Raw genomic sequence first — 25,177 nt, 5'->3', positions numbered from 1 at the left:
ATATATTAATGAAATCTTTTCCCTTCTCACCCCCCCTTACTTTTAGAACATACTACTCCATTTTCAAAAATCAGATCCACACAATACATACCCCAATAAACTGAAAATTAAGTTATAATATCATTATAAAAATTAAAAGGGGGATATATACATGTACTACAACACTTCATTCGAAAACGATCAACCTGTAGGCCGTCTATAATCTAAGACGGGCATTCATATAACAAGTGCGCTATGCCTCGTCTTAGGGAATGTATCCTAACCCTAAACATAGACGGAGGTAATTCAAATGAAACAAACAATTTTAGGAGCTATCTGTTTATCACTAGCAGCAAGTATATGGGGCGGTATGTATGTTGTTAGCAAATATGTACTCGACTTTATCCCACCGCTTACACTCGTTTGGCTACGCTTTATTATCGCTTTTGTTGTTTTATATGCCATTTTGAAAATAGCTGAGAAAAAACAAAAGAAAAAAACAACCATTCGCAAAAAAGACTGGCTCCTATTCGCTTGGATTGGATTTATCGGATATTTCATTTCGATCACATGTCAATTCATCGGAACAAAACTATCCGACGCTCATACAGGCTCTTTAGTAACATCAGCTACACCTGCATTTATGGTTATATTTGCAGCGCTCATTTTAAAAGAAAAACTAACTGCCCGTAGAATGCTATCTACTATCATAGCGACAATCGGTGTCATTATCGTAATTGGATGGGATATTGAAATTGGCTCCTATTTTATCGGTACAATTATATTAGTTGGAGCCGCTATCACATGGGCTTTACTATCCATTTATGTAAAAATTGCTTCAGTCCGCTTTTCATCACTAGTTATTACAACGTACGCAATATTCTTTTCACTCTTTTTCATCACACCTTTTATGATTTTGGAATTCCAATCCAATCCTATTAGCCATATGAACATGTACGTATTATTAGGTGTGCTTTATTTAGGAATCATCTCAACGGCAGGTGCATTTTTCCTTTGGAATAAAGGATTACAATTAATGGACGCAAGCATCGGCTCATTATTTTTCTTCTTCCAACCTATCGTTGGATCGTTACTTGGTTGGTTTCTCTTAAACGAGACATTAAATAGCAACTTTTTCATTGGTGGTATTCTTATTATATGTAGCGTTTTAATTACCACTCTTGAAAAGAAATAAAAAAACAGGCAGAGATTTTTAATCTCTGCCTGTTCGCATAATTGGGTCTTGATCGTGAAAACCAATGCAAATTTGTATATTACTTCGCACTTCACTACATGCACTTATAAAACTACATACCGTTCTTGCAATTAAATATAAAGTAATACCCATTGCCTTTTCGCTTGTATCAAAACCGTTCTCATCATACAGATTCGCTAATTCTATAGCCTTCGGTCCCTCAATATCATATGTCCATTCAGAAGCCCAATCATCATCCTCTTCTTCAAGCGGAACATACTCCTCACAAATATAAAACTGACTATTCCATTCATTATCGAGATCATACTCAAAATAAATTGCCTTTACTTCTTCACTTTCAGCAATTTCTAATGTTTCCCTCAAGCCTTTTCCCACACTCTCTTCGTATGAATCTAATCGAATCATTTTAATTCGCTCGGCGTGCGCACCTGATGCTAACGTGCTGCAAATACCATAATACTTCACTTCCACTTGCTTTACTGATAACGAAAAGATATCCTCTTGCATCTCTTCTAAATACTGAAACATATCCAAACTAGCTCACTCCATACTCTTTACGCACTCCAATGCGCGGGACGGGACAACAATTTCGGTAATTTCGTATGTGTATCCCCTCTCGCTGCATTAATTTGAACTTGCGTAAGAAAAATACTATTTGTAAAGTCCGCCCCGCGAATATCTGCATCCCGCAAATCTGCTCCGATGAGATCTGCTCCTCGTAAGTCTGCACCATTTAAGTTAGCCGCAATTAAATATGCGCCTCTTAAATTCGCTCCTTGCAAATCTTTCTTCTTCAGATTCGCTCCCATAAGGTCTGCTCCGCGGTGACTAATTCGCTTCTTACGCGCGGCATTCATTTCCTTCCAAACTAGCTCACTCGTTTCTAAAAGTAAAACATTTACTTCTGCACGGTGTAATGGAATATTTACTTTCATTAACTCGTCCGCATTTAAATTTGAAAGACGCTCCGTCTCTTCCATCGCTCTACTTAGTTTTTTATGAATTGACTGCGTCGCCTTTAAAAGAATAGCCTCATTCAAATACCAAAGCATTTCATGGAGCTGATGCATAACCGGAAAAGCATCATACATTTTCCTTGCATGCTCAGCATCTTTCCGCCAATCAATCCCTTTAAACGTAACTTGAGAAATTTTCTGTCCAGCGCCAAAACATTCAAATACTGTACAACCTTTATAACCATTCCCTCTCAGATTTTTATGTATGCTACATTTAAAATCTGATTGTAAGTTGGAACACGGTTTACCCCCATCTTTATTCACTGCAAAATCTACCGATGCTGCGAACGGTAACGCCACACAACATAGACCGAAACATGTTTCGCAGTTCGCTTTTAAATGATCGTTATGAATAGTCAAAATCTATACCCCCTGTTGTCTTTTGACTATTTCATAATATTCTAACTGCAATAAATAATCAATTTTAATAGAAACAGGCATTTTTCATCTCAATTCATAACTTTATCAGTCATTTTCCTTTCAATTGAAAAAGACAGCTTCTATTCGATGAATTATAATTAAATTGTAAATATTCAAATTAAAAGGAGAACTATAATGGCACTAGAAATGAAAACAAACTGTCAAATTTGCGATCAATCACTGGGGCAAGATTCTGAAGCATACATTTGCGTGTATGAATGTACATTTTGTGCACCATGTACAGAAGAAAGAAAAAACGTTTGTCCAAACTGCGGGGGCGAATTGGTACGTAGACCGAAAAAGAAACAATAAAAGCAAAGCGATATCGCTTTGCTTTTATTGTTTTCTAGGTATATGAAATTATATCAACGATTTTTTTAATATATCGACTTACCAACAAATAACGACATCTCTATACGCATTCAGCTTCAACACAACTTAAACATTTAAAAACTTAACACAAACAGGCTCCGGCACAACAACATCAGATTGGATGAGCGTTAACTTCCCTGTAGATTCATCTCTTGAAAATAGTACAAGATTATGCGACTTTTCATTTGTCGCAACAAGAAACTTTTCAGTAGGATCTAACACGAAGTCCCTCGGCCAATTTCCTTCTGTATATGTATGTTCAACAAATGTAAGCTGACCTGAATGTTGATCTACACTGAATACAGCAATACTGTTATGACCTCGATTAGCTGCATATACAAAGCGACCGTCAGAAGAAATATGAATCGCACTTCCTTGACTATTTTCATCAAATTGTTCTGGAATGGTAGAAATATACTGCAATTCGGTAAAGGATCCTCCTTCAGGATTATACGTTAATACAATGACTTCTGAACTAAGTTCCGTCATCACATAAGCGTACTTTCCATTCGGGTGAAAAGTAATATGTCTTGGACCACTTCCTGGATTCACAGACAAGCTATTCACTTCTATTAATGTACTATCTTTCATTTCATATGTAATTAATTTATCTATTCCTAAATCAACACCCACCACATATTTTTCGTCAGGAGTATATCCCGCGTAATGCGCATGTGGTTTTTCTTGTCTTTCTTTATTCGGTCCCGAACCTTCATGTGTAATGATAGAGGAAGCTGAATTTACCGTTCCATTTTCTTCATTTACTTCAAAAGACTCAATCGTTCCTTTATGATAATTTGCTGTAACTACCACATGATTTCCACTATCAACACTAATATGACAAGGAGACGCACCTTCTACTACTTGTCTGTTCTTCTCCTTAAGCTCTCCAGTATGACTATCAATCGAATAAGCAGCTATCCCGCCAGTTTCTCCTTCTTTTACAACAGAATAGAGATATTGATTATTTCGGGTAATGGTTACATATGTAGGGTTATCCAGTTTGGCCGCAAGTGCTACATTACTAATTTTTTTTGCTTCCGTGTCTAAAGTAAAAGTATATATTCCTTCACTATTTTCTTTCGTGTACGTTCCAACATATCCAATAAATTTTTTGTTATCAGTCATTTTCATAACTCTCTCCCTATCGTTTTTGTTCATCCTACTTCGTAACTAAAGCTTTAAACTATTTTATATTAAAAAATATCCTAAAAAGTCGGAGTCCCTCTTTATAACTTACCATATTATCCTACTATATACGAAAAAAGACTCTCTCTTATGAGGGATATGTTTTAACAAACTTCACTCTCATAAGGAGGTCCTTTTCATAACTATCATGCTTTTTTGAAGAATGGCAGCCTCACTTCATTATAACTTAGGCGCTTTTGCCCAATCCGCAGCAAACTTTTCAATACCTTGGTCTGTTAATGGATGCATAGCAAGTTGCTCAATTACTTTATAAGGAATTGTTGCAATGTGAGCACCTGCCATCGCAACACGAGTTACATGATCTGGGTGCCTAACAGAAGCAGCAATAATTTGTGCATCTAATTGATGAATATCGAATAATTCAGCAATTTTAGCAACTAATAGTACGCCATCTTCAGAAATATCATCTAAGCGACCTAAAAATGGAGAAACATACGTTGCACCTGCTCGAGCAGCTAAAAGTGCTTGGTTCACAGTGAAAATAAGTGTAACGTTCGTTTTAACACCTTTTTCAGTAAGGTAGCGGCAAGCTTCTAGCCCTGCTAGCGTCATTGGAAGTTTTATCGTGACGTTTTTATCGCCACCGTTAATTTTAATCAACTCTTCTGCCTGAGCGATCATTTCTTCAGCTGTAACAGCATCTGGCGTTACTTCTGCCGAAACAGATTCAACTTTAGGTACTGCCTGACAAATTTCTGCAATACGGTCTTCAAACTTAATGCCCTCTTTTGCTACTAAAGAAGGATTCGTTGTAACACCAGCTAAAACTCCTAGTTTATATGCTTTTTTTATGTCCTCAAGATTTGCAGTATCAATAAAAAATTTCATGATCAATTCCCTCCAGTTTTTAAACGTTAACGAGTTATAATTTTAGGGTTTTTATTACTTCTCGACTGCATGTCCGCCGAATTCATTGCGCAGAACTGCTACTTCATGTTTATGATTAATTAAATATCTCCCTAAATTCAATCCCATTTTACCTAAGCCAATTAATCCTACTTTCATAATATAATTCCCACTTAAATTACCCTTTATCATAAATACATATCACTAAAATCATGAATACCTTTTTTTCATATAACTTTTACGTATTAGACAACATTTTCTGTCGTAAATGCATGACCTTAGCTTCAGCTCCTGCACATGTTTCAATAGTAAACTTCACTCTAAATACCTTCATTTAAGAACGTACTTATTTTTTCAATTCCCCATCTAACCACCATTTAAATTCCCTTTCTTGCAATAAGGCATTCGCCTCATCTGGTCCATATGAACCAGACTCATATTCGTAAAGAGGCAATACGTTTTCCTCGAATGCTTCAAGAATTGGCTGTACCCATTCCCATGATAATTCAACTTCTTTCCAATGGGCAAAGAATGTAGAATCTCCACATACAGCATCATAAATGAGTCTTTCATATGCTTCTGGTATGCCCACTCCTGTTTGCTCACAAGTAAAATGAATACGTATCGGTTCAAGCTCTCCATTTTTCAACGGGTTTTTACTATTTAATTGCAGTGAAACATTTTCATTTGGGCTAATTTCAATCATTAACAAATTAGGCTCTGCCTTTGGATTCGTATCTTGATATTGTTGTTTTAACGTATTTTTAAATTCAATTACAATACGAGTAGATTTTTCTTTCATTCTTTTGCCTGTTCGTATATAAAATGGAACGCCAGTCCAAAATGGATTATCGATCCATAAGCGAGCAGCAACAAACGTATCTGTTTTAGAAGAAGGATCTACTCCTGGTTCCTCTCTATACGCAACAACTTGCCCGCCTTTTATCTCACCTGAAGCGTATTGCCCACGAACGATATGGTTCTGAACGTCTTCTTTTTTCACTCTACGAAGAGTCTCCATTACCTTTCGTTTTTCCTCTCGAATTTCAGAGGCGTTAATCTTTTCCGGAAGGTTCATAGCAGTCATCATTAATATTTGTAACATATGATTTTGAACCATATCACGAATGGCTCCTACCTGATCATAATATCCTGCTCTTTCTTCAACCCCAACCGTTTCACTAGCTGTTATTTGTACATTCGCTATATGTTCTTTATTCCAAATCGATTGGAGAACTGGATTTGCAAATTCAAGCGCTTCAATGTTTTGAATCATCGGTTTACCTAAATAATGATCAATACGGTATATTTCATCTTCTTCAAACGTTCGACTAAGCTTATCATTAAGCTCACGAGCAGACTTCAGATCGTGCCCAAACGGTTTCTCAATCATCAAGCGTTTCCATCCATCTGTTTTAGCAAGTCCGCTTTCCTTAATATTTAATGCTATTGTCTCGAAAAAGTCAGGAGCAACTGAAAGATAGAACATTCTATTCCCTGTTATATTTTGTTCCTCTTCCCTTTCATGAACGACTTGTAACAACCTCTTATAATCTTCCGGCTTATTCACATCTAACGGACAATAACGAAAATACTCTAAAAAATCCTCTATTTTTGGAGCACCTTCCTCTCTGCTCCGAGAAAAAGTTTCTATTGAGTCTTTTATTTTTCCTTGAAAATCTTCATGAGATACTTCACGTCTTCCAAGCCCAATAACGGATATTTGCTTTGGAAGTTTTTGATCTATATATAAGTTATATAATGCGGGGTAAATTTTTCTTTTAGCTAAGTCCCCTGTTGCTCCAAATAAAACAAAGGTCATCGATTCCAATTTCAGTCCCCCTCGTGGTGTATAGTCATTGTCAATATGGTAAAAATGAACTGTACAGAAGGCTAATTCACAGTTTTATACAATGCAAAAAGCTATTAGCTTCTATTTTTTTATATTTGTCGCTTTCTAATTGTCCCCAACATTAATAGCGGCAATTCAAAGCATTACTACACCCTACCTACTTATTGAAATTAATATAAAATATCTCGAATTAAAGATTTTCCACTTTTGTCTGTTTATTAAATGCTGGTAGCCAAATAATAAAAAGGCAAAAACGAACAGAAACATGTTCATTTTTGCCTTTTTATTATTGCTGTAAATGATTTTTAACTGCCCTTATAACCAATTCATGATCTTCTTCTGGTGGTAATCCGGAGACTGTTATCATTCCGATTACCCCTACGTTTTTTATTTGAACAGGAAAACATCCACCAAACGCAGCATATTCCGAAGTATCTAAAAGATATTTTTCATTATATGAGACGCCAGTTATTTCACTTTGTATCTGCATATAATACGAGCTATGATTATGCAGGGAAACGACCCGTTTTTTACGTTCAATCCATTTCGTATTTTCCTCAGTTGTCCCTGTCATCTTGAAATGAAATAATTGCACACCGTTTTTGGCTATATCAACAGCAATCACTTTCCCCTCTTGCTTCGCTGTTTCAACGATAAATAAGCCTAATTGCAACGCATCTTCATTTGTAAAAGAAGAAAACTGAAGTGTCTCCTCTTCTATTAAAATTTGTTTACTTATTTCATTCAAATTTGAAGTACTCATACATTTAACCTCCCTAATCGCTTTCTACCACATTGATATTTTTGAAATTATGTGACTCTATCGTGCGACCTTTCAATACTTCTGGATCTACTAGCGTAAAGCTTGCTCTCTTCTTACTGGTGCTATTATGAATTATATTTAACGCAACAAAAATGTATGTACTGTAAAGTGCTATCGACACTAAACATTTTGTGTACTTTTATTAATTGGTTTATTAAGAACTTCTTTTAAGTGAATATCATAGAGAAAACATAAAAAAAGGGACAAACTCTCCAACCGGAGAAGTTTGTCCCAAAATCGTTATATCTTATCTATAATCTTCTTCTTTTTTCAGATCACATTAAAATTAACAATAGTGATTAGAATAATGACTTAATACTCGCTAAGACCGTAAGGATACCTATAATAACGACAAATACATTGCTCATTTTCCCTCTGTATTTAGCCAGTACTGGTACTTTACGAATCGCATACATTGGTAATAGACATAAGATGGCAGCAACTAACGGACCGCTAAGAGCATCAATAATTCCAAGAATACTTGGATTTGCATAAGCAACGTACCAGCATGTTAATACGACAAAAGTAAGAACCATTGTCTTAACTGTTTTTTCTTCGATATCTTTTCCGCGTGTTTTACCGAATTTAATAATTACGTCACGCATTACCTCATATGCTCCTATATAATGGCCAAGGAACGATTTTGTTATAGCCACAAAAGCAATGATAGGAGCTGCAATTGTGATTACAGGCGAATTAAGCTCATTAGCAAGATATGAAAGGATTGATAAGTTCTGTTCTTTCGCTATTTTTAGATCCTCTGGAGTCAAACTTAGTGTGCTACTCCAAACAAAGAACATAACAACAACGAATGTCATGATATAACAAACTTTTTGTATTTGCGCACATTTCGCATCAGTGGCTTCGATTCCATACGTAGCTCTCTGCTTCACAACAAATGATGAAATCATAGGTGAATGATTAAATGAGAATACGATGATTGGTAGAATCATCAATATCGTTCCAAAATATCCTGTTCCTGTTGAAGCAGTAGAAACAGCTGAAAAGCTAAGCATTGACGTATTCCACTGTGGAATTAAAGATATTGCAATAAACAGTAGAGAAGCTATGAAAGGATACACTAGCATACTCATTATTTTCACGGTAATATCTTGACCGAAATTTAGTATAGCGATAAGACCAAGCACTAATACAAGAGATAAAATGGCTCTTGGAGGTTCCGGCATGTGCAATTGATGCACGATAAAACTACTTGCAGTATTTGTAAGCGCAACCGAATACATTAATACGATTGTATAAATTGAAACGAAATATACGATGTTAAAAATGATACCTGCTTTATTTCCGAAATACTCTCTAATTGTACCTGTGATCCCCTCATCAGCAGAATTAGAAGCATATATCATTTTAGCAAGCGCCCTATGTGAATAATACATAACTGGGTATGCAAGTAATGTAATGAGTAATAATGATAATAAACCACCTGAACCTGCATTAATTGGTAAGAAGAGCACCCCTGCTCCAATTGCAGTTCCAAATAGACTGAGTGCCCAAGTAGTATCCTGCTTATGCCACTTTTTTGGATCTAGATAGTTCTCATTTTTGATTGCGGTATTTTCAGCTTGAACTTCTATTTTTTTTGCAGTATTACCGTTCATATAATAAATCCCCCTTATCTCCTATTCTTACGTCTCTCTTTATCGCTAACGAATATTTTCCTTTTGAAAAAATGAATGACTTACAAGTTGCCCCACATGTATGTCCTTCATCAAAATGAATCCAAATTGAAACATTCGCTAGTCGGCCTCATTATATAATTGTTAGCGTTCACAAAATAGTTTACTCATAATACTGACCTTTTATATAAAGACCCGCTAAGAGAACAATATAGAATAGATTTCCTAAATGCGTTACAACGTTTCTACTAACTGTTTATTACCTTAATGGTTTCTCTCTTTTTACTTTTAACAGTAATTTCAGATAAACCGGCCTCTCTTAATTTGTGAGGCATTTGTCTCTCGACTCTGTGCATTACTTTAATAACTTCGTCAGCATAAATGCTATTGCTTACACAAGCCACTAAAGCATTTTAAATACCTTTCGCCTCTAATCACACACCTTTCTTACTAGTAATTGCATTTTTTGTATTTTCTCCAGAGATAATAAATTTTTCTCTCGACGCCCTCATTATAACGTGTATATTTATAAAATTAATATTTTTATATTTTCAGAAATATTTAACGGCCATAATTTTACATGGATAATATTTTACAGTTAGTATGTAGCAATTATTTCAAGTGTTTAAAGTTGGATTAGTTAGTAAAAAAATACAATAACACATTACCTATCAAGGTTACTCATTATAAAGATATTTATATCCCTCTTTTATTATAAAATCTTTTTTAGACACAAAAGATATTCTAATAAACAATTAATATGACTAAAAAGAAATATATTCAAACGTACACAAACCAAATTTTAGGATATATATTATTGATATTGAATTCATATACACTTTTCAAAAAAATATAATAAGCTGCCCATATGGACAGCTTATTTGCATAATTATGGAGAGTGAACATTATATAAATCATTAAGACAAGTGAGTAATTTGATTATATGTATGTATGTTCCATTGATTTTCTTCGTAATAAATATGACTTATACAGGCATTTCTTAGTACAGTTTTTCCAGAGCCAATTTCCCCTTTTGACAAGTAAGCAAGGATGGCATTTATAACAGCTCCATGTGCTACAACAATTATATTTCTATCTTTATGACATCGTTGAATTTTTTCTAGCCCATTTATTATACGTTGAGTAAAGATTTCTTTCTCTTCTTGGTCTTCATACTTTCGATTAGGATAAAGTTTTGTACGTTCTTCCACAGTTAATCCTGAAGCTTTACCGAAATCTCTTTCCACAAACTCTTTCATTTCGATCTCAATCGATGTTTTAGTATATACATTTATAATCCTTGCTGTTTCTTTTGCCCTTTTTAAAGGACTGCTAATAATAACATCCCAATCTTTTTTACTTAAATGTAGACCGCAATCATTAGCCTGCTTTTTGCCTTTTTCATTTAATGGTATATCTTCTCTTCCTTGCAGTCTCCCCACAGAATTCCAATCCGTTTCACCGTGTCTTACTAAATATATAACGGTCATGTGTAAGACCTCCTAATTTTCCTAATTAATCTATTTTATCATCTATACATTTATCGAAGGTATAGATTTTCAACTTACATATCTTTGTTATCGACAATTAATTAGATACGTCTTATAAAATAGAAAACTATGGAAGACAAAGTAATTGGAAGACTAAATTTAATAAAATCCATTATAGAGTAAGATACATATCCTCCTAATAACCCGATACCCATTAAATATGCATAAGAAAAACCTAATACTATAAACAGCGGAATTCCAATATTTAATTTGTAACTTCTTTTTACTTTCCTATAAAAGAATTCTCCTAATAGACTACCTATAAGTACAGGTATACTGCCGTACATAATGTAAAGCAGAGCCATCGACCAGGGAGAACCCCATCCTTCCATCCCTTCTGGGTCATTTATTATAAATTGCAAGCTAGATGTAAATATAGAAAAAAACAGGAGACATACTAAATAACTAACTATAAATTTTTTCATTTCTCCCTCCTTCATACAATTCATACTACTGTCTTGATTGTACGACAATTACCATAAATAAAGAAATATACATATCTTATTCATGTAAAGTTAACATATCACCTCATTATAAACAGTTGGATATCATCAGTAATCATTCTATACCGAGGGAATTATCTCATTTTTTGATATAAAAAAGATGCAAGATTTTATACATTTTGGTGTTCTCGTTTGTTACTAGATCTGTATAAAATCCTGCATGCTCTTAACTTAAACTTATAAATCATATTATTACGCTTCTTCCCGATTCCCTAATGTAATGGGCCTTTTAAAATTAAAGAATTGATTGTATTACAGCTAAAGATTCTGAAAGAAATTATATTTATTATAAATTTTTTAAAATCCCCCACTAACTAGCTCTTTTATCGAGTTTAATTTTGAAGAAAGCTCGATAAACCACTCTTCATCTCCTGTTAATAATGCGAGGTCTATAAGATAAAGGATTTGCTCCTTATTGATTGCTTTTGATTCAGGGAGTTTCGTAACGTGTTTACTAAGAAGTAAAATTGCTTCATTTTTTGTGTACTTGTTGTCACGTTTCACAATAATAACTGTAACTACACCTTCTACGTCATCAAGTGATGCAATGTAACCAAGTATGAATTCACCTTCATTTGATATTCCACGAACCCAATCTCCAACTTTTAAAACATGGTTATTATTTGACATCATACTTTTCACCTTCTTACAATTTATTTTTTCGTGACGATAAACAAAATATAAAAACTAAACTGTATTATTTTTCATTACATTTAAATGTTAAGAGCTCACGGCTATATAACAATTCAGCCACTTAACGTTCTGGATTGATAAGATCAACAACTTCTTTCATTGTATAATTCTTTAAATATTCACCTAGATGTTCTTCAGCACCTAAGAAAATAGTGAAAAGAACTTTTCTCATATTCGAACCTACAATACACTGACCATTTGATTCAGGACACTTAGGCTGCAAAGCACCTTCTGAAGTTATTTGATAAATATGCCAAAGATTAACTTCACTTAAATTGCGAGCAAAAATAAATCCTCCGCCAGTCCCCTCTTTTGATTGTATAAACTTATGTTTTTTCAACAAACTTAGCACTTTGCGAATACGTACTGGATGAACACCCGCACTCTCTGAAATAGCAGTACTTGTTGACATCCGGTCTGATTGTAAAGCTAAATAAGTTAAACTGTGGATGGCCAAGGTAAAGTCGCTGTTCATTGTTTTCCTCCTACGATAAAAAAATATGATTTCTCGCTACTTCACATACTGTAGCCATAAATATTACAGATAGGTTAGTCGAACGTTAAAATATATATAAATAATTCTTGCTATAAAAATAAATCCCTTTATATTCTATCCGAACTCCCCTATATCTCATCACTTCATTTAGCTTTTTAAGTTAAAAATACATTTAAACACTCCACTGTTTCTTAACTTGTTCTTCTGCCAACTGTTTAATTTTTGTCCAGATCGTATCTTTACTCACAATAACATTTGTTTGATAATTTCTATTGTTATAATTGACTGTAACCAATACTTCAATCATCTCCTGTTTCCTCCTTTCAAAAAAATTCCCCTTAAAAAATATTACTTATTAATTAGCCATTTTTTGCAATTCAATATTCAAAACTGTTCGAACGCTACGCGGTAAAAATTTACGAATTTCTTCCTCATTAAAACCAATTTGTAATCTTTTTTCGTCCAACATAATTGGACGACGCAACATTTGAGGATACTCAATTATTAACTTATAAAATTCATTAAGCGAAAGCGCCTCGATATTTATATTTAACTCTTGAAAAGTTTTAGATCTAGTTGAAATAATTTCAGTAGCCCCCTCTTCAGTTAAACGAAGAATGGATTTAAGTTCATCGACTGTAAGAGAATTGGATACGATATTTTTTTCGGTATAATCAATTTGATGCTCTTCAAGCCATGCTTTTGCTTTTCGGCATGAACTACAGCTTGCTGTCGTATATAGAATCACCATATTTTACACACTCCTTTACTGTTTTTCATCAAATGTACAATTCATTTACATATGTGTTATTGAAATGTATTAAAAAAAATTACAGTTTAGAATCAAATACACGTAATGTTATTTATTCGAGAATATTTAAGTTATCTTAGACTATTCGTTTCTTTTGAAAATGCTACTTCAATAAAATTATCGGCACTTCATTTTCCAAACGATGACAATTCACTTCCAAAAATCATACTGTAAATTTAAACTTTACAGTTCTATTAATCAACCGGTAAATGCTGGATGAATTCCCTCGTGGACATAAATAAACAGCTTGAGACAATTACTTGCCAAAGCTGCATGGAACAAAAAAAAGCAAAGCGCCCACGCTTTGCTTTTTACAGAATCCCTTTTAACTTTTCACCCATTAGCCCCGCTAAATACTCATAACCCACTTGCCCAAAGTGTAATCCATCCTTCTCTTCATCTTCTACAAACCTCTTATAATCCTTTTCTTGAATCATTTCAGCATACAAATTTAGAAAATGACTTCCTGTTTCTTTCGCCACTTCCTCTACCACGTCTGCATACTGACCGAGCACTTTATTCGTTCTATTATGCTGCCTTTCTTCATCAACTGGTGCAGGACTAATAATCAATACTTTATGTGATGAAATCTGGTTCACAATTTTCTCTAAGTTTTCTTTATAAATTTGTAATGGTACTTGAGCAAAAGAAACGGCATCGTTCGTACCAAGAAAAACTATTACAAATTCCGGTTCATATGACAATACATCCTCTTCAATCCTATTTAGCGCATCGAATGTATTATCACCTGGAACACCTGCATTCACTACTTTCCATTTCGGAAACATCTCTTGCAAACGCGGTGTTAACCTCGGCGTTCCATCAAAAAACGTTTCATCAGCTGTAATACTATCTCCAAAACATACTAACGTTTTCATGAAGCTAACTCTCCTTTTACGTATGAAACAACTTTCCTTCTACCGCCTTCATATATCTTTCAGCAGACCGTTCCACTGCCTCATTTGCATTTTCTTTTACTACCCGATGAAAAGCGTTGTATAAACGATTAAACTGTAACGGCTTCACTCGATTCGCCATTTCCTCCACTTTTCTCGCTGGTAATGGAATTAAGTTCGGATAGCTGTACATAAAGCTTACCCACTGCTCATCCGCTACAACTTGAATAATATCACCAGTTAATAAAATTCCTTTTCCATCATTTCCTTCTTCCCAATGTAACACAGATCCCCCTTTAAAATGTCCTCCTAAACGATGAATAACTAAGCCATCGGCCAATTGTAAACTCTCCCCAGACCAATAAATTATGCGACTACTCGGGCGCATCACCCACTCTTTATCGTCTTCATGTATATAAATTGGTACATCAAACGTTTCTGCCCACTCTACTTGCGTTGAATAATAATGAGGATGAGATAGTGCAATCGCATCTAACCCGCCCCCCTCTTTTATCTTCTCAATTGTCATTTCATCTAAATAAGTAATACAGTCCCATAATAAACGATATGACTCTGTTTTCACTACAAATGCCGTTTGACCGATCGCAAACCCTGGTTTTGTCGTAATACTATAAAGCCCGTTTTCCTCTTCGATTATTTCATTTTTGTATGTATCACTCGTTTGTAAGCTTTCTAGTGTCGTCCAAGATTGTCCTTTTGGATTAACATATTGCCTTTCTTCATCACAAATATGACAACTCACCGGTTCTTCTACACTCGCCGCATACTGTACGCCACACGTTGTACAAACGTAATTTTTCATAATCATTTCCCCTATCCCTATATTTTTATTAAGCTGATTTTTGTTGATAATGATCTGCTTTTTTATTTTCAATTAATAAACTTATAAAAGTAAGTAAATAAACAGCTGTAACCGATAATGGAATTACAGTAAATCCTTTTTCCGCAAAAAGAATCCCGCAAACTGACGTTACGAATACAGTCCCTACTGACAATAAACCATAACTTTTACTTTCATAAATCCATACGTACGGGATAAAATGAACACCTATTAACATTGCTACTACAAAAGGTAACCATTCTGGAAATTGAAAATAGGCAAGTAATACAAGCGGAATATTTAATACATTTATCCCACCAATTAATCCTGCTAAAATCCCTAACGGATTTCCTTTCGCAAACATGTCAATTTTCAATATAGCAGCTATCATTAAGCCGAAAGGAAACACACATCCCATACCGATTAAATATACCCACACCACTTGTTTTTCTGGAAGAACAAAGCCCGTTATACTCATAACTATCCAAAATAAAACGCCAGCTAATATAATTGGTAAGCCTCTCTTCGTTTTTATTGCTAAATCCTTTTTCGCTTCTGCAACATTCATCTCACTATCCCCCCAAAGTCGGCTCAATTTCGGCCATCCAATAACGCCAAGCTACTAAATAATCTTCTAAATCTTTCGGATGGTGTCTTACACATGTATCTATACGCAAATATAATCCTATGACTATTTCTTCATGTAAATTACAGTCTTTTTTATGAAATACACACTGTTTCATCGCATAATTAATTGTTTCTTTTGTCAAATCTTCCGGGGTTGAACAGAACGCATAAATTAAATCGTATATAGGATCTCCCAGGACTGGTAACGGGTCAATTACACCATATAGCTTATTCTCCCTGAATATAAAGTTATGAAATCCAAAATCACCATGCAATAAAAATGGCTGATTTATTCCAGTTCCCCTATTCGGACTATTTGCTAGTTTAAGAACCGTTTCATACTCTTCATCACTTATATACCGTCTTACATTTCCATAAGCCTCCATCACATTTTCCGTTAAAAATTCATTCCAACATTGAACCGGACTTTCTTTCCACCCCCACCCCTCTGCCCCTGGAACAATTTTGTACTTATTGATAACTTCTTTTACAAGTGTACGTAGTGCACTTCGTTTATGTCCTCGTTCGCAAGACGTACTCCCTTCAAGGAAAGAATACACAATATATGTATGTAAAGGGTCCTTATACAAAAGCTTTGAAAACAAAGTATTCCCCTCATAAAATGAGAAAAAATTAGCTTCTTCACGCATCACTTCCGATTCATTCAGCTTTACTACATATTTTTCGTCCAACAAATATACTGTACTTGTCGTTCCTCCATTCAACGCTTTTATACTATTTGGATAATGTGAAATAACTTTCTCATTAACTAGTTGTTCAGCTATTATTGAAATTTCCATTTCTCCACTCTCGATTCTGAATATTCCTTCAATTTAAAAGACAACTTTACTATTTGATAAAAATAAGGAGAATCCTCTCGGGACATCTTAATGTAACAAAAAACAATATTATTTTATTGCAGCGGCTTCCTTCAATATTTCATCATATAATTCATTCCATTTATGATAATGCGACGCAATTTCTTCTACGTTAACAAACATCCTGTTATCAGATTCATATTCCCCATCAAACTCATGTATTTCATTAATCTCCATTCGGTAGAATGGCTGATATCCCACTTTCGGATACGGACTATTTTCATTCCAATTAGGATTATCACTATGATCAACGATAATATATCCCAATAAAGCACATTCTCCTTTTACATACCCTTCTTCCCATGCTTCTCTTTTAAAACATTCTTCTGATAGTTCTCCTTCTTCTATATGCCCACCAGGAAAGTCCCAACCACGCTGTTCATGGTTTATTAGTAAAACCTTATTTTTATGAAAACAAAAACCGTGAACACTCGTGATCCTTTCGTATTCTGGCAATATACAATCTTTTTTCCATGTTAACTTCACTTTTGATTCCCCATAATTTGCGTATATAGTTACCATTTCCCTCACTCCAAATGATCTTCATTTAATCTAGTAATTTCTATTGATTTATCTATTCCCTTTAGCTTACGAGCCAAGCTCTCTACACCAAACACCTCTGTAAACGTATGACTACCTACAATTAAATTAATGCCTTTAAATTTCGCATGTTGCACCGTATATAATGTTTTTTCTCCTGTTATGTACGTATCACAACCTTTTTCTAACGCTCGCTCAATCAAATTTGTATTGTTTCCTGCACCAGTTAAAATCGCAATTCGTTTTACTGGTTTATCATGATTCCTCCAGCTCTTCACTTTCTCTTCCATTCTTTCTTCCAGTTTTCCAACTAAGTTTGAAAAGGGAATCGCTTCTTCAAACTCACCTATTCCAGGTAATTCCTCTTCCTCATACGTAGAGTATTCTAAAATTGTATCTATCCCAATTTCATGAAATAGCGACGTACACGTTCCAAATTCCACAAAATCTAACGGCAAATGAATCCAAAAATGATTCATTTCGTATTGTTTTAATTTCTCAATACAAGCCTCTTCCATACCAAATAAAAAACTCCAAGGTGCATGATGTGTAACGATCATATCGACTCCATTTCGATACGCTTCTTCAATCGTTTCTAACGTTACATTTGTTGTGTAACCTATTTTGTGAAATTCTTCTTTACTAATATGAGTAAAACCATATTCGTCATCACCGTATTTATGAAGATGCTCTTCAAAAAGTGATGTAATATGCTCTTTAAACTGCTTTATATTCATTTTTATTTCTCCCTTCTTTCACTTTTATATTTCAAAAATAAGGAAATACTAATAACGACGTTACATACATATAGGAGGACAATATGAAGCCTGAATTTTTAAAAGCTATACATGATGCCATTGGAAATGTCGAACACATTCATATAGAAGAAAGCGGTTCAGATAGTTTACTTATTCACCATGATGATGCACAGCAATTAAAACACGTTGCTGAAACGTTAGAAAATCATAATTTCCGCTCCGCTTTACGAACAACGGGAGATGCTTCGTATATTGAAGTATTGAACAGATAATGAAGGCCCTGCTATGTGCTGGGCTTTATTCTTTTATATTGAAATTTCAAACTTCTCACCACTTCAGCTCCCCTACACCCGGCTCAATAAACCTTCCTGAATTTCCCTCATTTAACTCTATTACCCACTCATATATATTTTGGGCACCTTCAGCCGGAGTCAAATTCGCATCAAAAGCACCAATTTCAGTCTTTAGTTTTCCAGGGTGAATTGCAGTTACACCAATTCCTTTATTCTCAAGCTCTTGCTGTAAGCAGAGTGTCAACATATTTTGTGCAGCCTTAGCAATTCTATAAGAATATGAAAACTGCCCTTGCGGAAACTCTTTGTTCGCCATCTTATGCAATGAACCTAATCGAGAGGACACATTTATTATTCTCGGATGATCCGATTTAGCTAAAGCTACATATGTACCTTTTACAGCTCGAATTACACCTAAGCAATGAATATTAAATAAGTCCGCTAACTCTTCTGAATTCGTATGTAAAATCTCAGTTTCCTTTCCAGGTATCCCAGCGTTATTTATAACTAAGTCAATATACTCTGTATGTTCCGCGAGCTGATCCTTAATTTGCGTGGTACTCTCATCAGACGATAAATCTGCTAATATAGGAAAACATCTACAACTAAACGTTTGCTGTAATTGCGTTACCGCAACCCCAGTTCTAACTAACGGATAAACGATATGCCCATTTTCATGAAATATTTTTACTAACTGCAGTCCTAACCCTCGGTTTCCTCCTGTAATAAACACTCTCATACATTCATCTCCTTATTCTGGTAATAAATAAGAAAATCCACCCACTTACCATTTTCTAAAGAAAACGCCTCTCTCTTACCTTCAAAAGAAAACCCCGATCTCTCTGCCAAACGAACGGATGGCTCATTATCAACATGTATATGTAATTCGATTCTATGAAATTGAAGACTATTAAAAAACAACGGTAACGCCGATTTTACACTTTCAATCCCGTATCCATTTTTCCAATATTGATTATGAATTGAATATCCCATCATCGCCCATTGATAATCCATACGCAAAATTTTTATAAGCTCTAACTTTCCAATATTGGCCCCATCTTCTTTTCTGAAAATGCCTAATACATACATCTCATCTCGATGTGCCGCTTCATCAAAACCTCTTATCCATTCCGTAAACCATTCTTTTGTTGAAGACGGCATAGCTTGATAGCCATCATCATATTTATACTGAGATGTAAGCCTCTTATTAAAACCATCTAACCAACTTTCATAATCCTCTTTTTGAAACGGACGAATCATGAGTCTTTTTGTCTCTATTTCTAATAACGGCAGCTTCATTTACATCTCTTCCCTTATTAGTTAATTGAATATTCTATATCATCTTACACAATATAAATTATATAGTAAAACATTAACCTTTCCATTATTAACAAGTATTCCTCCAAAGTTATCATCTGGTATACTAAATGAAAAAAATGTAATTTTAATACATAAAAAAAGTATCCCTTCTCAGGGATACTTCTCTTTATATATTCGAATACTCCTTATTCATCACATAGCGCACATACTCAGGTGCGCTTTTATCAATCTCTTCATCGCTCAGTTTATATTCTGCACCGTATAAATAAAATGAAGGTATAAATTTCATATCTGTATATAAGCACGTAGCTTGAAATGGTTTCGTTAATTCATCCATTGTGATTCCGCTATTTTCATAGTCTTTTTCTAATCCACCTATCGAAATAGCTACACCAAATTCTTTCCCCTTCACTTTATCCCCTTTTGATCCGTAAGCAAATCCATATGTTAATACATCATCGAACCATTTTTTTAATAATGGTGGTGAGCTATACCAGTAAAGCGGAAATTGGAATATATATCTGTCATGTTCTACTAACAGCTTTTGCTCTTCTTCAATATTAAACTCCCAATTTGGTGCCGCTTTATATAATTCATGCACCGCAATTTCATCCGAATATTTCTCAAGTTCTTCTATCCATCTTTTATTAATTTTTGATTTTTCAATTTCAGGGTGTGCTACAATTACAAGTGTTCTCATCATTTTCCATCCCCTTTGTAAATTATTCAATCCTTTACGTATGAGTATGTATGAGTTACATATAATTGAAAAGTACGTACTTTCAAGTGCTTTAGGAACCTTGAAGTACCTGTGGAGGTGTTATATGAATCAAAATGATGATTGCCCAATTGCAACGACACTCGAAGTAATTGGTGGAAAATGGAAAGTTCATGTTTTATGTGTTTTGGCAGATGGAAAAATGCGAACAAATGAAATCAAGCGAGAAATTCCAAACATTACCCAAAAAGTTCTCACACAACAACTTCGGCAACTTGAAGCTGATGGGATTATCCATCGTACTGTATATCAAGAAGTACCACCAAAGGTTGAATACACAATAAGTGAACATGGAAAATCTTTAATACAAATTATGGATGAATTATTTGCATGGGGAAAAGATCATCAAATCAAAAGATTACATGACTAAAAAAACTACCAACTTCTTTACATACTAGTGGGAACGGCACATCACTATCAAGCTAACAAAAAGACCCTAATAAGAAAACTGTCATTTTTATAGTCCATTTAAACTTTAGCTTGATAGTGATACGGCAAGACCCAAATAAAGAAATATATTAAACAAATTAAAAACAACAACGCATACGACTACTGTTAATAAGAAAATTATAGGCGCTGAATTGCTTTCGTACCCTCTTCTTAATTTTAAATTCTAAACAGTCACCCTTTAACCCAAACTTAATAATATCGCTTTTGTGCGACTATCCGTTACTTCATAATAAATTTCTAATCCTTTTCGAGTACCTGTAACAACTTTCGTAGCTTTTAGTTTGGATAAATGTTGACTAATTGTACTTTGAGGCATTCCTAATGTTTCATACATTGTTGTTACGTTAATTGGTCCTTTTGTAATCATTATTTTTACTAAAGATAAACGGACAGGATGCGCCAATACCTTTAATACCTCAGTGATTTCTTCATACATTTCTTTCATATGTTTTCTCCCCTTTTATATAAATATTAATGATATTCATATATATAATTCGAAAGGATATAAGATTTTGTGTCCGTCATAAAAAAAATATTTTTAAAAACTTTAGTCCGAAACTAAAGGAGTGTCTTAACATAATGTCTCACTATCAGTAATGAATAGAAATTTCGTTATGGAAACAGAATGTTTTATATTACATCTACTCTAGATTCAACTTAATAAAACCAATGAAAAAGAGAGCAGGTAACCTGCCCTCTTATGATGCCTCCTTATGTTCCGAGGAATGCTTAACACTCCCCATTCTCTTTAATTTATTCCATCCTACCGCTACTCCTCGAATAGATGAGAATATAGATTTAATGACAACATAAGTCATAAATTGACGATAAATAAAGCGTTGTAAAATTAACCACACTAACGGTTTAGGGTCCTCTTTCTCTAATTTAAATGCAAACAGAGACGCCAGAAGATCCAATAAAAAGAATACAAAATAAAATCCTAAAACTTTTAGCGGATTGCTACCAAATAGCCCCATAATCATTAATATATCTGCTAAAGGAGCAATGAATTGTAGAACATATTGGAATAACCACATATTAGGCAATGCAATAAATCCTAACGTTTTATGTTTCGCATGAAACAATGCTTTTCGATGTTTCCAAAGACATTGGAGTGTACCATATGACCAACGATATCGCTGTTTAATGAGACTTTTCACATCTTCAGGTGATTCCGTAAAAGCATAAGCCTTTTCTTCATATACAATTCTATGTCCTTGACGTAAAAATGTAATAGTAAGATCCGTATCTTCTGCTAATGTATCTTCGCTTAAATAGCCACATTCAACTACATTCTTTTTACGCCATGCCCCAATAGCTCCTGGAACTACTGTAATACAATTTAACTCATCAAAAGCTCTACGTTCTAAATTAAACCCTGTAATATACTCAACATGTTGCCAAGTAGTTAACAAGTTTCGCCTATTCCCCACTTTGACATTACCTGAAACTGCTGCTACATTCTGATCTTCAAAGTGTCTAACCATTAGAGAAATAGCGTCTTGCGCAATAATAGTATCCGCATCTAAAGTGACAATGATCTCTCCTCGAGATTGTTGAAACCCTAAGTTCATTGCCGATGATTTCCCGCCGTTTTCTTTCTGAATTAAACGAACTTTAGGGTGTTTATAAAATGTTTCTTGCATTACTTTTGACGTATCATCTGTCGATCCGTCATCCACAACAATAACTTCAAACTCTCTATAATTGCTATCCAAAATTGAGCGAATTGTCTTGGCTATAACCTTTTCTTCATTATATGCTGCTATGACAACACTAACAAAAGGTTGATAGGACGAATTAATAGAGCGAGATAGCGTTTTTCTTTTCTGCTTCCATGCAAAATAAATTAAGAATAAGAATCGAAAAATACCTAATCCAATAGCAATATAAAAAATAATTGTTAATATATGTTTAAAGTATCCCGCTCCTGAAAATACAGCTTTATTGTAAAGTACATATTGCTTCCCCTCAGAAGAAACAGGAGGCATAATTTCATCTCGTTCTTTATTCATTAAATCAGAAATTGTTACAAAACTATATCCATGCTTTTTAAGTTCTTTAATAATGATTGGCAGCGCCTCTACTGTATGGGTACGATTCCCTCCCGCATCATGGAGAAGAATAATATTTCCCTCTCCCTTATAAACGGGATTAAGAGCACGCTTTACTAATTCATTTGTTGATGGTGTTGCCCAGTCCTCAGGATCAACTTTTTCTGCTACCATTGTATAGTTCATATTTTGTGCACGTAAAATAGGCAATATTTCATTTGATGAATCCGGGTTAGCATCCGCTTCATATGGTGGCCTAAATAAAACCGTAGAATGTCCAGTTATTTCTTGAATCAAACGTTGCGTCGTATTAAGCTCTACTTTTGTTCGTAGTAAAGACGTATCAGCGACGTTAGGATGCTTGAAAGTATGATTACCAATTTCATGCCCTTCATCGTATATTCTTTTCACAATACTAGAATTTAGTTGCGCGTTTTCACCCAGTACAAAAAAAGCAGCTTTTATTTGATTCTCTTTTAATATATCTAAAATTTCCGGCGTATATTTCGGATCTGGTCCATCATCAAATGTTAACACTACTTGTTTCCCATTTGGTTTTCCATATCGTTGCACTTCGTATGCAGACGATAAGGATTGATATACTTCATCTGAAAGATAACCATCTTTCCCCACCTTAAAATCTCTCAATCCATTTTGTCTTTCATTCTCAATCTGTAAAATTTCACCTTCTCCAGAATAATTCACTTCATCTAAACTAGTAATTTTATGTAATACATTAGGATTTTTTTGTATCTCAATAGGATTTTTTAAAACTTTCCATATTGCAGGATCTTCTGCTCCTAGTCTCCATAATGCAAATCCCTTTGCATTGTTGTCCATTGCGACTTTCACTTGATTATAGAGAGTGATACCATCTAAGAACCAAGCAATATGTTCTTTCTCTCCTGTTTTATATCTAAAATAAGGATTTCCACTAATCTTATCCCATTGAATTTTCATATTTGAATCATGAGCCATTGTCATAACTTCTGAAAAAGTTAAAGACTTCGCATGTTCTTTACTATTTACTTCCCAATCATATCCATAGTTACCGAAAGCAACTATAAGTTTATTAGACGGAATATTCAGTTCTTTCAATGTGTGTTGAAACCATTTATTTGAAGCAATCGGTCCTGGTTCCCCCGCTCCATAGTGCTCATCGTACATCATTACAATCATTCGATCTATTACTTTTGCTAATGCACTATAATCAAAAGCCTTATCATTAGCTGGAACATCTTGTGTAACGAGCAAATCATGTTTATGAAAGACCGTAGTAAGTTCTTTCATAAAATTTGTTAAGTTTTCTCTATCACTTTCAGGTACGGCCTCAAAGTCAATATTAATACCTGAAAACTGATTCTTTTCAACTTGGTTTACTAAATCATTAATAAACTTTGTCTTCGCATCATTCGCAGAATTCAGTAACTTATGGATAAGCTCACTATCAGGTCCAGAAGCTTCTTCTGTATAGTTAGTAAGTAACGGCATAATTTTCACATGATTTTTTTTCGCTAGTTTTACAATCTCAGGTTTTATCTCACTTTTAATCGTTAAATCTGCTTTTAAATGATACCATTCTGGTACTAACGTGGTTAATGAATCGATATTTTCCTTTAAAGACGCTGTACTATTTTCATCCCAATTTACATAAAAACCATACACTTCTTTAGCTTGTTTACTATCGTTCGTCGAATTCACCAAATTTTTATTATCCTTCATTTCGGTATTTAGTTTGAATTCTTCCTTCTTTAACTGCTGGTCACTAAGCTTTTGATTAATTGGTACAAGTTTAGTATCTTGTTTTACAGTAGGATTCATATTTGGAATTTCTGGTGTTGAAAAAATACTTTGAAAGAAAAAATAAAATACAATACTTACGCTAACTATTGAGATACATAGAAACCAGCTAAAAGCTATGTTTCTCCTCCCTTTAGGATCATAAAAAACAGGTTTTGATTTATCTTTCTCTTGTTGAATGTTTTTCTCCATTATATTTTTCACATACTCCTTTTTCCTTATTTTAAGTACAAGTGCAAACTATATTAATAGGAATTTCATGTTAGCTTTGAGATCAAATGACTACTCCAAATAACTTACGAATGCATGCAATCCCACTTTGGACAGATTTCACCCTTTAGTGAGGTTGCTACATGCTACACGAAATGATTTCAACCCTAACATGAAACGAATTCCCATCTTAAATTTTCTATGAATTCTTCTTTTCATTCCCTTGATGTTGTTCGGCAGGAACGTTTTTCTCCTCATTTTTCAGCCCATTATTACCGCTATTTTCTTGTTGAGACCCTCTGCCGTTGT

At 34.3% G+C, this 25,177-nt stretch carries 29 protein-coding genes; 4 read left to right on the top strand and 25 right to left on the bottom strand.

Annotation, left to right across the window (positions count from 1 at the left end; translation table 11 throughout):
- The first annotated feature begins 289 nt into the window (after positions 1–289).
- Entirely contained in the window at positions 290–1,174 is an 885-nt protein-coding gene (locus COE49_RS07095) for a DMT family transporter (RefSeq protein ID WP_088229752.1), read from the top strand.
- An 18-nt stretch (positions 1,175–1,192) separates the two neighbouring features.
- Here COE49_RS07095 and COE49_RS07090 read toward each other — a convergent pair whose 3' ends face one another.
- Both COE49_RS07090 and COE49_RS07085 read right to left on the bottom strand, forming a co-directional pair.
- On the bottom strand, positions 1,193–1,729 hold the full coding sequence (locus COE49_RS07090) for a hypothetical protein (protein ID WP_088229753.1): 537 nt from the start codon (positions 1,727–1,729) through the stop codon (positions 1,193–1,195).
- Positions 1,730–1,749: 20 nt separating this feature from the next.
- On the bottom strand, positions 1,750–2,571 hold the full coding sequence (locus COE49_RS07085) for a pentapeptide repeat-containing protein (RefSeq protein WP_088229754.1): 822 nt from the start codon (positions 2,569–2,571) through the stop codon (positions 1,750–1,752).
- Between the two features lie 195 nt (positions 2,572–2,766).
- On the opposite strand from COE49_RS07085, the gene COE49_RS07080 reads away from it, so the two are divergent.
- Entirely contained in the window at positions 2,767–2,943 is a 177-nt protein-coding gene (locus COE49_RS07080) for a DUF1272 domain-containing protein (RefSeq protein WP_088229755.1), read from the top strand.
- 126 nt (positions 2,944–3,069) lie between these two features.
- Here COE49_RS07080 and COE49_RS07075 read toward each other — a convergent pair whose 3' ends face one another.
- From COE49_RS07075 to COE49_RS06990, 18 genes are all read right to left on the bottom strand, one after another.
- The gene (locus COE49_RS07075) at positions 3,070–4,137 is read right to left on the bottom strand and encodes a lactonase family protein (protein WP_088229756.1); all 1,068 of its coding nucleotides are present in this window, start codon (positions 4,135–4,137) and stop codon (positions 3,070–3,072) included.
- A 234-nt stretch (positions 4,138–4,371) separates the two neighbouring features.
- Complete coding sequence (gene fsa, locus COE49_RS07070) at positions 4,372–5,040, bottom strand: fructose-6-phosphate aldolase (protein ID WP_088229757.1); 669 nt, start codon at positions 5,038–5,040, stop codon at positions 4,372–4,374.
- Positions 5,041–5,094: 54 nt separating this feature from the next.
- Positions 5,095–5,217, bottom strand: a complete 123-nt coding sequence (locus tag COE49_RS07065) for an NAD(P)-binding domain-containing protein (RefSeq protein WP_260985581.1) — start codon at positions 5,215–5,217, stop codon at positions 5,095–5,097.
- A gap of 187 nt (positions 5,218–5,404) precedes the next feature.
- On the bottom strand, positions 5,405–6,889 hold the full coding sequence (gene zwf, locus COE49_RS07060; RefSeq protein ID WP_098945795.1) for a glucose-6-phosphate dehydrogenase: 1,485 nt from the start codon (positions 6,887–6,889) through the stop codon (positions 5,405–5,407).
- A gap of 307 nt (positions 6,890–7,196) precedes the next feature.
- A complete protein-coding gene (locus tag COE49_RS07055; protein ID WP_088229759.1) occupies positions 7,197–7,673 on the bottom strand; it encodes a heme-degrading domain-containing protein in 477 nt (158 codons plus the stop codon).
- Between the two features lie 359 nt (positions 7,674–8,032).
- Positions 8,033–9,352, bottom strand: coding sequence for an aromatic amino acid transport family protein (locus COE49_RS07050; RefSeq protein ID WP_098253163.1), 1,320 nt, complete (start codon positions 9,350–9,352; stop codon positions 8,033–8,035).
- Between the two features lie 935 nt (positions 9,353–10,287).
- The gene (locus COE49_RS07045; RefSeq protein ID WP_088229761.1) at positions 10,288–10,860 is read right to left on the bottom strand and encodes a histidine phosphatase family protein; all 573 of its coding nucleotides are present in this window, start codon (positions 10,858–10,860) and stop codon (positions 10,288–10,290) included.
- A gap of 101 nt (positions 10,861–10,961) precedes the next feature.
- Positions 10,962–11,345 (bottom strand): hypothetical protein, encoded by a 384-nt coding sequence (locus COE49_RS07040; protein WP_088229762.1) that lies wholly within the window; start codon positions 11,343–11,345, stop codon positions 10,962–10,964.
- 375 nt (positions 11,346–11,720) lie between these two features.
- Entirely contained in the window at positions 11,721–12,056 is a 336-nt protein-coding gene (locus COE49_RS07035; protein ID WP_088229763.1) for an IDEAL domain-containing protein, read from the bottom strand.
- A 121-nt stretch (positions 12,057–12,177) separates the two neighbouring features.
- On the bottom strand, positions 12,178–12,591 hold the full coding sequence (gene saiR / locus COE49_RS07030) for an Rrf2-family transcriptional regulator SaiR (protein ID WP_088229764.1): 414 nt from the start codon (positions 12,589–12,591) through the stop codon (positions 12,178–12,180).
- 193 nt (positions 12,592–12,784) lie between these two features.
- Positions 12,785–12,919 (bottom strand): BA3454 family stress response protein, encoded by a 135-nt coding sequence (locus COE49_RS07025; RefSeq protein WP_088229765.1) that lies wholly within the window; start codon positions 12,917–12,919, stop codon positions 12,785–12,787.
- Between the two features lie 48 nt (positions 12,920–12,967).
- Entirely contained in the window at positions 12,968–13,363 is a 396-nt protein-coding gene (gene spxA, locus COE49_RS07020; protein WP_098253164.1) for a transcriptional regulator SpxA, read from the bottom strand.
- A gap of 371 nt (positions 13,364–13,734) precedes the next feature.
- Positions 13,735–14,301 (bottom strand): SGNH/GDSL hydrolase family protein, encoded by a 567-nt coding sequence (locus tag COE49_RS07015; RefSeq protein WP_098253165.1) that lies wholly within the window; start codon positions 14,299–14,301, stop codon positions 13,735–13,737.
- 16 nt (positions 14,302–14,317) lie between these two features.
- On the bottom strand, positions 14,318–15,142 hold the full coding sequence (locus COE49_RS07010; RefSeq protein WP_088229768.1) for an MBL fold metallo-hydrolase: 825 nt from the start codon (positions 15,140–15,142) through the stop codon (positions 14,318–14,320).
- A 28-nt stretch (positions 15,143–15,170) separates the two neighbouring features.
- Entirely contained in the window at positions 15,171–15,728 is a 558-nt protein-coding gene (locus COE49_RS07005; protein WP_088229769.1) for a DUF7010 family protein, read from the bottom strand.
- Positions 15,729–15,732: 4 nt separating this feature from the next.
- Complete coding sequence (locus tag COE49_RS07000; RefSeq protein WP_088229770.1) at positions 15,733–16,587, bottom strand: aminoglycoside phosphotransferase family protein; 855 nt, start codon at positions 16,585–16,587, stop codon at positions 15,733–15,735.
- Positions 16,588–16,695: 108 nt separating this feature from the next.
- Complete coding sequence (locus COE49_RS06995) at positions 16,696–17,187, bottom strand: NUDIX domain-containing protein (protein WP_098945794.1); 492 nt, start codon at positions 17,185–17,187, stop codon at positions 16,696–16,698.
- A gap of 5 nt (positions 17,188–17,192) precedes the next feature.
- The gene (locus COE49_RS06990) at positions 17,193–17,942 is read right to left on the bottom strand and encodes a Nif3-like dinuclear metal center hexameric protein (protein ID WP_098945793.1); all 750 of its coding nucleotides are present in this window, start codon (positions 17,940–17,942) and stop codon (positions 17,193–17,195) included.
- A gap of 83 nt (positions 17,943–18,025) precedes the next feature.
- On the opposite strand from COE49_RS06990, the gene COE49_RS06985 reads away from it, so the two are divergent.
- Positions 18,026–18,235, top strand: coding sequence for a hypothetical protein (locus tag COE49_RS06985; RefSeq protein WP_088229773.1), 210 nt, complete (start codon positions 18,026–18,028; stop codon positions 18,233–18,235).
- A 55-nt stretch (positions 18,236–18,290) separates the two neighbouring features.
- Here the strand turns inward: COE49_RS06985 and COE49_RS06980 are convergent, their stop codons facing one another.
- The 3 genes from COE49_RS06980 to COE49_RS06970 form a co-directional block, all read right to left on the bottom strand.
- Positions 18,291–18,995, bottom strand: a complete 705-nt coding sequence (locus tag COE49_RS06980) for an SDR family NAD(P)-dependent oxidoreductase (protein WP_098883074.1) — start codon at positions 18,993–18,995, stop codon at positions 18,291–18,293.
- On the bottom strand, positions 18,992–19,555 hold the full coding sequence (locus tag COE49_RS06975; protein ID WP_098253171.1) for a GNAT family N-acetyltransferase: 564 nt from the start codon (positions 19,553–19,555) through the stop codon (positions 18,992–18,994). The genes COE49_RS06980 and COE49_RS06975 overlap by 4 nt, the downstream gene beginning before the upstream one ends.
- Before the next feature lie 187 nt (positions 19,556–19,742).
- On the bottom strand, positions 19,743–20,276 hold the full coding sequence (locus COE49_RS06970; RefSeq protein WP_140417302.1) for an NAD(P)H-dependent oxidoreductase: 534 nt from the start codon (positions 20,274–20,276) through the stop codon (positions 19,743–19,745).
- A gap of 124 nt (positions 20,277–20,400) precedes the next feature.
- Here COE49_RS06970 and COE49_RS06965 point away from each other — a divergent pair, with 124 nt between their 5' ends.
- Positions 20,401–20,724 carry a winged helix-turn-helix transcriptional regulator gene (locus tag COE49_RS06965; RefSeq protein WP_088229777.1) on the top strand — a complete coding sequence of 108 codons (324 nt, stop codon included), beginning with the start codon at positions 20,401–20,403 and terminating at the stop codon, positions 20,722–20,724.
- Between the two features lie 258 nt (positions 20,725–20,982).
- Here the strand turns inward: COE49_RS06965 and COE49_RS06960 are convergent, their stop codons facing one another.
- Both COE49_RS06960 and COE49_RS06955 read right to left on the bottom strand, forming a co-directional pair.
- Positions 20,983–21,249, bottom strand: a complete 267-nt coding sequence (locus COE49_RS06960) for an ArsR/SmtB family transcription factor (protein ID WP_088229778.1) — start codon at positions 21,247–21,249, stop codon at positions 20,983–20,985.
- A 253-nt stretch (positions 21,250–21,502) separates the two neighbouring features.
- Positions 21,503–24,850: a trifunctional glycoside hydrolase family 18/polysaccharide deacetylase/glycosyltransferase family 2 protein gene (locus COE49_RS06955; RefSeq protein ID WP_098840882.1), complete on the bottom strand. Its 3,348-nt coding sequence runs from the start codon at positions 24,848–24,850 to the stop codon at positions 21,503–21,505.
- Positions 24,851–25,177 lie beyond the last annotated feature (327 nt).

The organism is Bacillus sp. AFS029637 (assembly GCF_002584985.1).
GTDB lineage: Bacteria > Bacillota > Bacilli > Bacillales > Bacillaceae_G > Bacillus_A.
The sequence above is the reverse complement of the archived record's forward strand: the minus strand, read 5'-3'. Positions and strand labels throughout refer to the sequence as shown.